At 54.6% G+C, this 13649-nt stretch carries 11 protein-coding genes; 7 read left to right on the top strand and 4 right to left on the bottom strand.

The genetic code is table 11. From position 1 onward, the window contains the following. The first annotated feature begins 1124 nt into the window (after positions 1–1124). The 4 genes from B5D61_RS15285 to B5D61_RS15270 all read left to right on the top strand — a co-directional run bounded on the left by B5D61_RS15285 (position 1125) and on the right by B5D61_RS15270 (position 5053). Positions 1125–1676: a hypothetical protein gene (locus B5D61_RS15285; protein ID WP_078814282.1), complete on the top strand. Its 552-nt coding sequence runs from the start codon at positions 1125–1127 to the stop codon at positions 1674–1676. Positions 1677–2052: 376 nt separating this feature from the next. Beyond that, positions 2053–2634: a hypothetical protein gene (locus tag B5D61_RS15280; RefSeq protein WP_078814281.1), complete on the top strand. Its 582-nt coding sequence runs from the start codon at positions 2053–2055 to the stop codon at positions 2632–2634. A gap of 199 nt (positions 2635–2833) precedes the next feature. Beyond that, entirely contained in the window at positions 2834–3469 is a 636-nt protein-coding gene (locus B5D61_RS15275; RefSeq protein ID WP_078814280.1) for a hypothetical protein, read from the top strand. Positions 3470–4048: 579 nt separating this feature from the next. Beyond that, positions 4049–5053, top strand: coding sequence for a bile acid:sodium symporter family protein (locus tag B5D61_RS15270; protein ID WP_078814279.1), 1005 nt, complete (start codon positions 4049–4051; stop codon positions 5051–5053). 31 nt (positions 5054–5084) lie between these two features. Here B5D61_RS15270 and B5D61_RS15265 read toward each other — a convergent pair whose 3' ends face one another. Next, on the bottom strand, positions 5085–6653 hold the full coding sequence (locus B5D61_RS15265; protein WP_078814278.1) for a serine hydrolase domain-containing protein: 1569 nt from the start codon (positions 6651–6653) through the stop codon (positions 5085–5087). A gap of 129 nt (positions 6654–6782) precedes the next feature. Between B5D61_RS15265 and priA the strand changes: the two genes are divergently transcribed. Continuing rightward, positions 6783–9164 carry a replication restart helicase PriA gene (gene priA / locus B5D61_RS15260; RefSeq protein ID WP_078814277.1) on the top strand — a complete coding sequence of 794 codons (2382 nt, stop codon included), beginning with the start codon at positions 6783–6785 and terminating at the stop codon, positions 9162–9164. Positions 9165–9185: 21 nt separating this feature from the next. Here the strand turns inward: priA and sufU are convergent, their stop codons facing one another. Next, on the bottom strand, positions 9186–9638 hold the full coding sequence (gene sufU / locus B5D61_RS15255) for a Fe-S cluster assembly sulfur transfer protein SufU (RefSeq protein ID WP_078814276.1): 453 nt from the start codon (positions 9636–9638) through the stop codon (positions 9186–9188). Continuing rightward, complete coding sequence (locus B5D61_RS15250; protein ID WP_078814275.1) at positions 9638–10852, bottom strand: aminotransferase class V-fold PLP-dependent enzyme; 1215 nt, start codon at positions 10850–10852, stop codon at positions 9638–9640. Before B5D61_RS15250 ends, sufU begins: the two co-directional genes overlap by 1 nt. A 131-nt stretch (positions 10853–10983) precedes the next feature. Between B5D61_RS15250 and B5D61_RS15245 the strand changes: the two genes are divergently transcribed. Beyond that, positions 10984–11421, top strand: coding sequence for a SufE family protein (locus tag B5D61_RS15245; RefSeq protein WP_078814274.1), 438 nt, complete (start codon positions 10984–10986; stop codon positions 11419–11421). Here the strand turns inward: B5D61_RS15245 and B5D61_RS15240 are convergent. Beyond that, positions 11408–13159: a potassium channel family protein gene (locus B5D61_RS15240; RefSeq protein ID WP_078814273.1), complete on the bottom strand. Its 1752-nt coding sequence runs from the start codon at positions 13157–13159 to the stop codon at positions 11408–11410. The two genes, B5D61_RS15245 and B5D61_RS15240, sit on opposite strands and share 14 nt — an antisense overlap. Positions 13160–13334: 175 nt before the next feature. Between B5D61_RS15240 and B5D61_RS15235 the strand changes: the two genes are divergently transcribed. Next, complete coding sequence (locus tag B5D61_RS15235; RefSeq protein ID WP_078814272.1) at positions 13335–13646, top strand: DUF485 domain-containing protein; 312 nt, start codon at positions 13335–13337, stop codon at positions 13644–13646. Positions 13647–13649: the final 3 nt, after the last annotated feature.

Below are 13649 nucleotides of genomic sequence, written 5' to 3'. Positions count from 1 at the left end.
GACGTTTTTCAGGATGGCCTTTGCAGCATTCAGCTACAAGGCGTGTGCTCTGCTTTTGGAGCCGTTCAAAACGACGTTCGAACCTTGAACGCTTCCATGCTCGATAGAATTCAATGGGATGGAGCGAAGCGAGAGTTTGTAGGATTTTTCGAAGTGTAGAGAACCTTGGACCTTCTTCGAGTTTTTGAGAACTTGTCCTATTAGGTGAGATGGTATGTGAGTGCACTAGAATAAAGATTAGTTTCTTTCATGATAGGATTAGGTTGAAGTTTGCGTAGAGAGTGGGTATGACTTTCCAAAAATTTCAAATCGTTGGGCCAGATAGCCAATCCATAGGAGGGGCAATGGTATGTGACGGATGGCATCAAGCGATACTGAGTTCTGTCGCCTTATTGACCAATACCACGCAAAGATACTTCTTGAAATCCAATGAGCCCGAACAATCGCCCATCGAGTTTTTCGTTCTTCAGGAGATAACAAGCGGCGCATGGATGGTGGACCCAGCACCGCATCTTTATAGGATAGAATACGCTTAACTAAGTTGGTGGTCCAATGTTTGGGCGGTTGGAGCCTAACGAAACTTCCATTTTGCCATGCTTGTTGCGACCAAAGATCAATAGGTTGGAGGTATGTGGGGGCCCTGACTTGATCTCGAATAGCTGCGGATGCTCAGCGGGCACTCGCTGAAGCGCGGGACTTGGACGATGCCCATCCGTTCGACATTGGTTGCTTGCCGGAGGCTGCTGTCTTCGGTGCCGTGTTGCTCCTGACGGAGTAGGCGACCTACCCCACCCTTCAATGCGCCTCCCGGCGATGCCTCTACGCCTTAATCCCCGAGCCTGGGCCTGCTATCCAACTTCTTTTTAGTCTCGCCTTCACAAAAGGTTTGGTGAGCTGTCAAATATCGATATTATTGCACGCAATACCGATTCATTCCGTTTAGCCAATGATTAAGAAAGCCAACGCAATGCATCATGCTGCACAAACTCCTTCAAACCTTGATCGGATGGGCCTTCCAGCTCATCCATGACCTCGAAATAAGCGCTGCGGCTCGCACTGATATCGATATTGCAGCACACTAATGACACTGTTCGCCTCAAAAGACTATACACATATAACAGCATATGGATCGTATTTGGAGAGTAGCATTCGCCGTTGCGGGCCTCGCCGCAGTCGCATTTTTTACCTTTCTGTCACTTTATAGACAGTGGCTGGCCCTCGATATCTTTTCCCGCTTAGATAAGGATCAGACCTTCATTGTCATGCTGACCTTCCTGGGGCTGACCTTTCTGGCTTTGATAGTTGGTGTTGGTGCGTGGCTCAAGTCCAGTGCTGCCCCCTCAGATGAACAAGCACTTCACAGATTAGAGCAGGCTTGGACGGGAGTGAACTACATTGATTGCGATAATCTCATTGGCCCAGCAGTTGAAAAAGCTGGCAACGCTTTACAGATGACAGCTATGTATTGGAGGAAACGCTTTCTTTCCAAAGACGTTATACACGAGCAATACGGCTCAGTTTACATTGAGCTCTTTGAGCAGCTTGATGGTTGTGATAAGAATGTCCCAGGCTACACGAAACCAGTGAAAACCTGTAAGCAGTTTCTTTCAGCCTTAGTCCGCGCAGTTTACCTCGAAATTAAAGCATATGCAGCCCGCCAGCCAACCAAGTCCTGACATTGAGCGCAGATACGCAATTTATAAGGTCCAAGAAGCTATCGAGGCCATTTTGGCCTACAAGCGGGCGTTGGCTCTGCAGCGCGAATTTGACGCCCAGGCAAGCCAAGAGAGACGGAATCTATTTAACAAAGCATCCGAATTACTAACCGAGACTCGAATCATTGGTGGTCCAGGTAGGCCATGTGGCGTTTGCGACGGCACAGGACGAGAACCCGGATCGTGAAGACAATAAGGCGAACAACGGCGCTGCTAGACAATTGGGAGGGGCGCTAGTTGTCGTATCGAGGCCTATGTCGTAATTAGATATCACCCGTTTCATTCATGCTCACCGCCGCCCCTCCCGTGCCAAAGCTTGATCGTTCGCTGAAAACAAATGCGCCCGCCTAGGATAATCAAACCCTACGTCATCAGCTTCGCGAGGCAGGTTGTTCGCTCGATTGACATTGAACTCGGATACATCCCTTGCGCGCCTCTGGATCGCCTTTCGGATGGCGACTGTTTCCCAACGATTGAGGCGCGGGTAAGTTCCCACGGCGGGCAGGCTGTTATTGGGTGGGCTATCTGGGAGCGGGCGAAGGTATTGATTGAGGCGGAGTTTCACTCGGTCTGGCAGTCTCCTGATGGCGTGCTCCATGACATCGTTCCGCGCACGGAGCCCATTCCCCGCATCCTCTTCCTCAGAGACCCACACAGACGTTACCAGGGCAGACAGGTGAACAATATCAGAAAGCCTCTTGCCCACGACAAGGATGTGAAGGAGTTCGTCCGCATTTTCGACACTGCTCACAGACTTTGGAATGAAGGAGAGTTGGCAGAATACCACGGACAGGTGGATCTGATGAAGCATCCCAAGATCCTCGCCATTGAGCGTGAGAAAGAGGCCATTTGTATGAAGATCGAACAGAGATACGGGCCATGGCAGTTCGAGGACGCTGTTGCATCCACAAGCCTGTGACTATGCGAGAAGAGATCAAGCTCGACGAGAATTGGCATAATGATGATTTATCGACGTTCAACAGCGAACAAAAAGCTGCTGGCAACAGCACGAGTGGCTTGTTTTGGTCGTCACTCATGGCTCGGATGATCCTTTCGTTCGTCAACGCAACGTACCTGTCCCCGCTCTGCCAAAGCTAAACCCTTAGGCAGAACAAACTATGTCATACCCTTCCAATCTTTGGCATTTCGGCCAATCTTGTCACATTGGTGATTTTCGCTCCACCGGACATCTATCGTTCGGGCTAGCGGCGGGATTTGCCCGGGAGGGACTTACGGCTGGCCAGCGAGATGACGAGATGAGCCGAACCGCATCACCATCAGTGAAGACGACAAGCGTTCTGGTCGGCGATGCAGGAATCGATAGTGCGCAGCCCATTGCAAATCTACGGTCGATAAAGATGAGTTTCGGAATTCGCATTCCCTACTTCATGAAGTGTTTTTCGTTAGGCTACTCAGAAAAAATGTATGAAGAGGTTGATGGCGATTTGTGCGTGGAAATTTTCGATGTCACGGCTTTCTTTCAGCGGTTTGAGAAAGCATTAAACGCGCAACTTCCGGGATGGGGTGCCCTTTCTGCGCCAGCGCAGTATTGGGATTTCTCGCACGTTCCGTTTGGAGCCAAGCAAGGCGATCTATTTTTCCTCAAGGATTCCTCCAAGTATTCATCGCAGAAAGAATATCGAATAGTGCTTCTTCCGCCAGAGCAATTCGTTGTTTCTGACCCTAAAGTGAGGCAAAGCATTTACCTTGGCTCAATCGAGGACATTTCATCAGAAAAGAAAAAAGGAGCCTAATAAGGCATTGGAGCCAATGCGATTGCTTGGCTTAGTTTGAGCGTTCTACCGAGAAATGCCCCGATCACACGATTTATTTTCTTGGGTGCGCTGGATGGCTCCGCAAGAAGCCGCAATTCGATCATTCAGGATTTTACGGACATGGGGGGCTGAGATTCCGTTCTGTCGGCCCATTCGAGACGTTTCGTTACCAGGACAACGGGCGGCTTTCGGTCCAGATTCCGTTCAGACCGGACGATTCTGTCGCACATTTCCATCGCTGCCTGGGTTGATGGCGATGAGAAGGGATGGGAGGGTTGGTCGAAGGAACGTGAGATGAAGAGATTTGACCTACAATCGTCATGGCTGGCCGAAGCCGGAGGCATGACGTCGGACTTGGCTCCTGTCTGAGTTTCTAATGCCTTCTCTCCTCAGGTCGGCAGTTCATCGATAACAATCAGCCGGGCAGAACAAGTCAGTGGTGGCAACGGCGCACAACTCCGCGAGTGGGGGAAGGAAGAGTGATTCTCATCCGCTTTCCGAGACGCGACGCGCAGTGCGGATTTGCGTCGTGCCGGTTCTTCCGTTTGTTGCGGACGAATGTCCTCTCTTCACTCCGCCCAATCTCCCTCGGTGCCCTGGTGGCGTGTGCATGGATTTCTGATCGGGCTTGTGCTGGCGGTGATTCTGGGATTCATCATCCCGGGGCCGGGATCGCGGCATGGGGGGCTGCATGCGGAGGTGGTGAGCAATGGGGGCATTGCGTTGATTCTGTTTCTGCAAGGTCTGTCGCTGGCTCTCGAAAAGATCAAAAGCGGGGCGGCGAATTGGCGGCTGCATGTGATCATCCAGAGCTTCACGTTTGCGGTTTTTCCCGTCGTGGGGCTGATGCTCAATGGAATCGTGCCCTGGCTGTTTCCGGATCAACCGCAGGCGGTGCGTGATGGGTTCCTGTATCTGTGTGTGCTGCCTTCGACGATTTCGACCTCGGTGGTGCTGACGGCCTTGGCCGGGGGTAATACGGCGGGGGCGCTGTTCAATGCGGCCCTCTCCAACATTCTCGGCGTGCTGGTGACCCCCATCCTTGTCCATCTGCTGATGCAGAAGACGGGGCAGACGGGGGAGTTTGGCCCGTTACTGCTGAAGATCACCTTACTCACTCTCCTGCCGTTCAGCCTGGGAATGCTGGCGAGGCCGCATGTGAAGAGCCTCATCGAGGGCCACAAGGTGTGGATCACCCGCATCAGCAATGGGGTGATCTTGTTCATTGTGTATGCGGCGTTTTGTGAGTCGGTGGAGCAGCAGATCTGGCACCGCTTTGGCACCACCTTGACGCTTCAGACTGGTGCTGTCGTGGTGGCGCTGTTCGTTTTCATGTCGCTGCTGGTCTGGGGGGCTTGTCGAGCCCTGCGCTTGAATCGCGAGGACAGCATTGCCGCTTACTTTTGCTCGGTGAAAAAAACCCTCGCCATGGGGGTGCCCTTAGCCATGCTCATCTTCGGAGATCGCGCGGATCTGACGCTGATTCTCCTGCCGATCATGTTTTATCACCCGCTCCAGCTTTTTGTGAATGGTTTGTTAGCCAATCGCTTGGTGCAGCGGTGAAGTAGGTCAGTTGGGCTCCAACTGACCAATCTCAGCCGACCATCTTCCCCACCAACTCCGTGCGAGGATCCTTGGGGTTCGGAGCCATGGCGGCAATACTGTTGAGAAAGCTGACCTTTACCTGATCTCCGTCAAAACGGCAGGTCACGGTGTCATGATGGGGAGTCTCGTAGTATTGCCAAGTCATGACCAAGGTGCTGTCATCGGTCCATGTGGCACTGGCCGCGACAGGGGAATTTACAGGGAGCGTCGGTTTGCCGCCGGAAATGAGTCGCGGTGGTGTGCCCGGCATCTGAGTCTGGCCAAGCTGCCACTGACCAATGCCGCAGGTGATTTCATGAGCCGTATCCTGAGCCTTCGCGACGAAGGCCAAACGGCTGCCGTGAAAGTTAAACTGGATGGACGTGAGGCCCAAATCATTCACCTCCAGGGCAAAGGTTTTACCGCCAATGGATTCGATCTTGGGTGAGTTGGATTGACCTTGGAGGGGTGTCAGTTTCAGCCCCTGGAGGTGTTCGGCCAGGGCCGAGTCATCTTGGGCTGAAGCGGCTTGAAAGGCTGGCAGGAGATGCTGCCAGACGAGGTCGAGCTGTCCCTGCATGTTCTTGTTTTCACTGGTCATGACAATGACAGCATCATGCTCAGGCAGGACGATGGTGAATTGTCCAAAGGCACCATCGCCGCGGAAGTGACCGTGCTGACAGCGCCAGAATTGATAGCCGTAACCCTGCAGCCAATCGGGCCGACCAGAGCTGGCATCGCCGGGTTGCTGAATGTGAAATGCGGTGGCTTCCTCCACCCAAGCTGCGGGTAAAAGTTGGCGTCCATTCCACAGGCCTTTTTGCAGGTAAAGCTGGCCAAACTTCGCCATGGCTTCCGTGGGAATGCTCAGTCCCCAACCTCCGGTATTGATGCCTTTCGGACAGGTTTCCCAGCGCATGCCCGTGATGCCGAGCGGCTCAAACAGACGTGGGGTCAGGTAGTCCAGGATCTTTTGCCCTGTGACCTTTTGGACAATGGCCGAGCACATGTAGGTGGCGGCGCTGTTGTACATGAATTCGGTGCCGGGCTGATGGGTGATCGGTTGAGCCAGGAAGGTGCGCACCCAGTCCTCCGATTTGACGACGGGCTGCGTCGGTTCCTTTTCATTGCCCACCGACATCGTCAGGAGATCCTGGATGGTCAAAGCTGCGAGGTTTTCACTGACTTGCTCAGGTAAGGACTCGGGGAAAAAGGAAATGACGCGATCACTGACTTTGAGTTTTCCCTCAGCTACTGCCAGCCCCACCGCGGTGGAGGTGAAGCTCTTGCTCATGGAGTACATGCTGTGGACGTAGGCCGGTCCATAAGGTGCCCACCAGCCTTCCGCGATGACGTGGCCATGCCGAACCATCATGAAGCTGTGTAACTCGATTTCTGCCTCGGCAATCCTCGCCAAGAAGGCTTGAAGGGCCTCCGAAGAGACGCCTTGAGCGGCGGGTGTGCTGCGCGGAAGTCCGCTGTTCGATGGGATCGTTTTCGCAGGTAGCTGAGGAAGCCACAGGCCAAGACTGCTCACGGTGAGCTGCTGAAGAAAACGGCGACGGGTCGAAGGTATCATGGCCGGAGATTAGCGTTCGGCCAGATCCGAAGCCAAGCTCGAACTGTGGCCGAATGGGCCAACTTTTTCAGGGGCCTGAACATCGTCCGTGCATTTGCTCCCAAATGATGGTTCAAAGTGAGGTCACGAATGCCGCCTCCGACCTCCCATTCCTCTTCACCTGCTGCCCAAAGCTTCTTTGATTTGGGATTGCCGCGTGGTGAGTCTCCTGAGGAGAGCGGCAGCGGGGCCATTCGGAAAGTGGCGCGGGTTCAGCTCGAAACGGCCGCCGCGTTGGAGCTCGACTACGCGATCCCCGAGAAACTGGAGAAATCCGTGCGAGTTGGCACCCGTCTCACCGTGCCTCTCCAACAGCAGCGTGTCACCGCCGTGGTCCTAGAGATTTTAGACAGTCCTGAGGGGAATACGCGTCTGAAGGAGATTCTTTCCGTCGTGGGTTCACGCCCCATGTTTACTTCGGGGCTTCTGCGATTGGCCAACTGGATTTCCGAATACTACGTGGTGCCTGTGAACCGTGTGCTGCGGACGATGTTACCGCAGGCGGTGAGGGAAAAGCCGGAGACGTTCTTGACGGATAGCCATCTCAAACTGGCGAAGGAACCCTCCCCGGAAATCTTTGATAAACTGCATCAGACGGCCCCCATGCAGGCACGCATTTTGGAAAAGCTGCGCAGCCATGGTGGGGAGGCCACCTTGAGTGAATTGCGCCGTGAACTGCCGCGAGCAACGACCATCATCAAGCCACTGATCAAAGCGGGGTGGATCACCCGCAGCGAGATCCGGGTGGAGCGAGACCCTTTTCAAACGGAGGAGTTTCTGCCTAGCCAGCCACTGAAGCTGACGGAGGAGCAGCAAGCGGCTTATGACACCCTCATCAAGACTCTCGGTGTCATGTTTGCCGCCGAGGCATCGCCAGCAGGCGGAGAAGAGCCCAAGCCTTCCACCTTGCTGCTGCATGGCGTGACCGGAAGCGGTAAGACCGAGGTCTATTTGCAAGCGATTGCCGAGGTCTTGAAGCAAGGCAAAACCGCCTTGGTGCTCGTGCCCGAGATCAGCCTGACGCCGCAGACGATTGAACGATTTAAAGCTCGTTTTTCGGAGCGCAAAGACGCGATTGCTGTGCTGCACAGCCATCTGAGCGATGGGGAACGACACGATGAGTGGTTCAAGATTCACGAGGGCAGGGCACAGATCGTGATTGGAGCCCGCAGTGCCATTTTTGCTCCTCTCGAGAACTTGGGTTTGATCATTGTGGATGAGGAGCATGAGCCTTCTTACAAGCAGGAAGACGCTCCGCGTTATCATGCCCGAGACGTGGCAGTCGTGAGGGGGCGAATTGAAAAGTGCCCCGTCCTGTTAGGCTCGGCGACTCCCAGCCTGGAGTCGTTTCAGAACGCCACCACTGGGAAGTATCAACTCCTCACCATGACCAAGCGGACAGACGGGAAATCCATGCCTCTGATCCGGATTGTGGATATGCGAATGGAGCGCCGGAAGGGAACCGAAGTGTCTTTTGCGAACACCGGCATCCTTTCCCAAAAACTCCGCACGGCCATCACCGATCGCCTAACCAAAAAGGAACAAACGATCCTTTTCCTGAACCGTCGTGGTTTCAATACCAGCCTTTCTTGCGTGTCTTGCGGAGAGACAGTCCAATGCCAAGAGTGTGCCATCCCGATGACCTTGCATAAGAAGGACAATCGCCTCGTCTGCCACATCTGCGGGGCCCGGAGAGTGCCGCCCACCAAGTGTCCTGCCTGCAAGGAGCCTGGGCTCAAATACAGCGGGTTTGGCACGGAACGGGTGGAGCAGGCCGTCAAAGAAGTCTTTCCACAAGCTCGTATTGCCCGCGTGGATACGGACACCATGCAGCGGAAGAATCAGCTCCGGGACACCTTGAAAGAGTTTCGAGCGCAGAAGCTGGACATCCTCATCGGGACTCAGATGATTGCCAAAGGACTGGACTTTCCCAATGTCACGCTAGTCGGCGTTTTGAATGCTGACACAGCCCTGAATATCCCTGACTTCCGTGCGGCGGAGCGCACCTTCCAATTGCTCGTCCAGGTGGCAGGTCGAGCAGGGCGTGGTGAGGTGAAAGGTGAGGTCTTTGTGCAAACCCACGCTCCGCATAGTCCGGCCATTCAGTTTAGCCGACACAATGACTTCGATGGTTATGCTCTTCAGGAGCTCGAGCATCGCATCGCTTTCAAATATCCACCCTTCAGTCATGTGGTGCTGATCAGTGCGCGAGGGAAACACGAGGCCCAGGCGGAGTTTGCCCTTCAGACCTTGCACAAGCGTCTGGAGAATGATCTGCCGGAGGGGTGCATCATGGGGGAACCCGCACCCGCACCGCTGGCGAAGGCGCATGGGCACCATCGGTTCCAGCTTCTTCTCCGCAGTGAAAAAATTCGTGCCTTATGTGCTCACATCCGCAAGGTGATCGCGGGTCTGAGTCTGCCCCAAGACATCTACATCACCTGGGATGTGGACCCCATGAATGTAGGCTAGGGGAGGCTGGTCCGACGCAGGTCAGTCTGCCTTCTTGTGCTCACCGATGGCTTGCTCCAAAGCTCTCCAACCGAGCATGGCACACTTCACCCGCTGGGGAAACTTCTGCACGCCTTCCATCAGAACCAGCTCGCCCAGGGAATCCTCATCCTTAACGGGTGCATCGCCGAGAACGACATGGCGGAAGTCTTCCATGAGGGATTGAACCTTACCGCCCTCCGCGCCTTTGATCTTCACGGTCATCATGGAGGCACTGGCTTGGCTGATGGCACAACCTTGGCCGATGAATTTGATGTCTTCGACTTTACCGTCGGCCCCAAACTTCACCCAAACGTCGATCTCATCGCCACAGGTGGGATTGTCTCCATGGACATGCACACAGTCCCCCGTGAGTTCACCGTGATTACGTGGATTCCGAGAGTGATCGAGGATCACTTGTTGATACAAGTCGCGCAGTTCGTCTGAGAGGGCCATCAGGAGAAAAAGTTTACAGCTTGGTGGAGGATGTTCATCATCCGATCCACCTCGGCTTTCGTGTTGTAAAGGTAGAAGCTGGCTCGGCTGGTGCCGGGCACCTTGAAGCGCTTCATCAGCGGCTGAGTGCAGTGGTGTCCCCCACGCAGAGCCAATCCGTAAGTGTTGGCAAACTCAACCAAGTCATGGGGGTGAGCACAGGCCAGGTGGAAGGCGACCAAAGACCCCCGGGGAGCCTCTGGACCTAAAATACGGATGCCAGGCAGCTCCGCCATTCTCTGGTAGGCATAAGCGGTTAGCTCAGCTCCATGAGCCTGGATCGCCTCGACGCCAATGTTTTCGAGGTAGTCAATGGCAGCCCCCAACCCAATCACATCAGCGATATTCGGCGTGCCGGCTTCAAATTTGGCGGGAGGAGCTTTGTAGTCGCTCTTTTCCAGAGTCACGGTGGTGATCATCTCACCGCCGCCCTGCCAGGGCTCCATTTTTTCCAGCAACTCATAGCGGCCATAGAGCGCACCGATCCCGGTCGGAGCACACATTTTATGACCGGAGAAAGCATAGAAGTCACAGCCGATGTCCTGAACATCGACGGGAACATGCCCCACTGCCTGAGCTCCGTCCACGAGGGTGACAGCACCCAAGGCCTTAGCCTTGGCCACCAGTTCTTTCACCGGATTGACCGTTCCCAGAGAGTTGGAGATATGCACGCAGGCAAAGAGCTTGACCTCCTCGGTCAGTAGAACTTCCGCCGCATCAAGATCCAGAGTGCCGTCTTCCAAGACGGGAATGTGTTTCAAAACAGCTCCCGTGCGCTTGGCGGCCAATTGCCAAGGCACCAGATTGCTGTGGTGCTCCATGCCGGTGAGGAGAATGACATCGCCAGGCTGGAGAAACTGGGCAGGCCAGACTCCCGCCACGAGGTTGATGGCCTCCGTGGTGCCGCGAGTGTAAATGATCTCTTCCTCACGGGCTGCTCCGATGAATCGAGCCACTTTCTTCCGGGTGGCTTCAAAAGCATCTGTCGCGCGCATGCTGAGCTCATGCAGCCCACGGTGAACGTTGGCATTGTCCGTCTGATAATAGCGCACCAGGGTATCCACCACTTGGCGGGGTTTTTGGCTGCTGGCGGCGTTATCGAAGTACACCAGAGGATGGCCGTGGACCGTCTGATCCAGGATGGGGAAATCTGCGCGTAGTTGGGACCAATCCATGTTTGCTCTTTGCTATCATTGCTGGATACGCCGCGCAAGAGGCACCGGTGAGGAAAGACAGTGCAGTCGCCGGACTGAAATTCCTGAAATTTTCGTTTCCAGAACGAGGAAAGCCACCGTCATCTTAACGGATGCCCTATCCTGCCGCCCTTGACGAGCTGATCCAGCTTTTCGAGCTTCTACCGGAAGCCGAACGCCGGGAAATGCTGATCCATGAATCTGAGCAGGCGGAATCTTTTCGGCGTCGAGCAGGCGAGTCTTACGATGTGGAAGATGTCCGAAAGGATGAGCAATGCACCGATACCGTGGGGGTCTTTCTGAAAGTGACGAGCGGTCAAAAGGTGGAGTTTGCGATTGAGCTGGGACCTAAGGTCCAGACACTGACCAAGGCGATGACCGTGATTCTGTGCAAAGGGCTGAATGGCAGCACCCTAGAGGATATCTTGGAGGTGCCTCCTGACTTTGTCCCTCGCATTATCGGCGCCCATCTGGTTCGGCTAAGAAGCCAAACCGTTTATTATGTGCTGGATCGAATGAAAGAGGCCGCTGGGGTTTTTAAGGAGCGTTAGAAAGCTGTTTCGCCTTGGCATGCTTGCGCTTTCGCAAAGGTTCTAAGGCGGGTTTGAATCTCTTCAAAAACAGATCCTCCGCCTCAATGGTGCCGACTAGGAACATGCGTCCCTGCATGGGCAGTTGATAGTCGGCTGGGGGATTGATTTCGCGTTTTCCACCTTCCTCCACAGCAATGATGGTGCAGCCCGTTTGTGATCGCACCTGGAGATCCTTCAGTTTTCGGCCAGCCATGGAAGCCGGAATTTCGGCGGGAAAGACATTCACGCCTTCGGCGAGCAGCAGATGATCGGAACCCCGCAGGATGTTGAGGATGGTATTGGCTCCCATGGCCGCGTAGGAGAGGACCAAGTCCGCCCCCGCTCGCAGCAGGGTAGCGACGTTTCGATCCATGGTGCTTCGGGTCAGAATCTGCCAGTTACTCCGCAGTCGGCGAAAGAAAATGGTGAGCGCCACATTGGTGTCGTCATCATGCGTGGTGATGATGAGTGTAGTCGCTTCTCTGGCCCCGGCTTGCTTCAGCACATCCATCTGCATGGCGTCGCCGATCACCGCATCTGGGATATTGAGAACACGATCGGGCCGTTTTTCGATCAGACTGACCGAGCAAACATCCATGTCGCGCAGCGCGTGGTAAGTGGCACGGCCAACTCTGCCGCCGCCAATGATCAGGACACGTGGCTTGCTTTTGCTTGTGGTGGTGAAGGATCGATTGAATTGATCCAACTGCTTCTGGGTGCCCGCGAGCACAAACAAGGTGTCATCGGTGATGACCTTATCGGGCTGGGCAATCTCAAGCTTCCCACGATTCCAAGTGCCGATGACACTCACGCCTGATTGAGTGCGGATTTGGCTTTGCGCTAAGGTGGTGCCAACTAACGGAGTGCCAGCAGCTGATGCCTCAGCAATCAGCAGCCCTTCAAGGTTGCCAATGACGTGTGCGTCGGAATCCCGAATGCTGATGCGTCGAGCCAACGTATTGCCCATCACGTCTTCCAGACGCAGAACCAAGGTCGCTCCAGCGAGTTCCAAGACATCCCTGCACCCGTGAGAGCCTGCGGAGGCCACGATGGGGAGGTTGGGGGCCAGTTCGCGAGCTGTGAAAGTGACGTTGGCGTTGATCATATCGCCCCGAGTGGTGACGAGCATCGCTGCCTGTTCGATGCGCATCTTGCGATAGGTTTCGGGATCATCGAGATCTCCCACTGCGGCTTTGACACCTCGTTCATCGAGTTCAAGGGCCTCGACCAGAGTGGGGCACAGAACCACGTAAGGGTGGCCGTATTTGAGTAGCATGGGAATCAGTGCCGTGGCCACAGCATCGTAGCAGGTCAGGATCACATGATTACTCATGATCGAGGGCAGCTCTCTCGGTGCCTTGGCTGCTGCCTGGGCACGCATCCACGGGGCATAAAAGAACTCGATGAAGGTGAAAGGCAGCAGCACCAGCATGAAAATCACTCCCGTGACCAGCACGACAATGGAGAAAAACCGGCCCAGATCTCCCTCAAAGGTGATGTCGCCAAAGCCCAAGGTCGTCATCACTGTAAGCGTCCAATAAAACCCCGTGATCCAGGAATGTTTCTGGCCCTCCCACTCCATGATCAGATGGAAGAGAATGGAAAAAACCACCGTCAGCCCGACTAAAACCACAAGGAGGCGGACCAACGCTTGGAGATTACTTCGGCTGGTGCGATCCTGAAGGATGGTGGTGACGACGGAGATGAGTCCCTTCATGTTAAGCCATCTTCCGGTGGGGAACTTGCTTGCGCAAGACGAACACTACTAGCACGCGTCCAGGACCGATGAGTTCTTTCAATCAGGCTTTAGGATGATTTAACTAGCGTGATAATAGAGAGAAAAAAGATATCCCTCTTGCCATTTTAGAAGTGGCTTCCTAGTGTCCTGTTCCATGGACGAAAATAAAACTCCCGTGGATTGGAACCGGCTGGCGGCAAAGCCGGAATTTCATGCCCTGCTAGGTCGCAAGGCTCGCTTCATCATCAAAGCGACCATCTTTTTCATGGCCTATTATTTGGCCCTGCCCATCCTCGTGGGGTATGCGCCCGACTTCATGAAAACGAAAGTCTTCGGCGAGGTCAATGTGGCTTATCTGTTTGCCTTCTCACAGTTCTTCATGGCCTGGATCATGGCTTTCGTTTATGTGCGCGTCGCCTCCAAGTGGGATAAGGAAGCCGCGGCCGTTATTGCCGACGTGAAGTAAGCC

Origin of the sequence: Prosthecobacter debontii, assembly GCF_900167535.1 — a bacterium.
In the GTDB taxonomy this organism is placed as follows: domain Bacteria; phylum Verrucomicrobiota; class Verrucomicrobiia; order Verrucomicrobiales; family Verrucomicrobiaceae; genus Prosthecobacter; species Prosthecobacter debontii.
The sequence above is the reverse complement of the archived record's forward strand: the minus strand, read 5'-3'. Positions and strand labels throughout refer to the sequence as shown.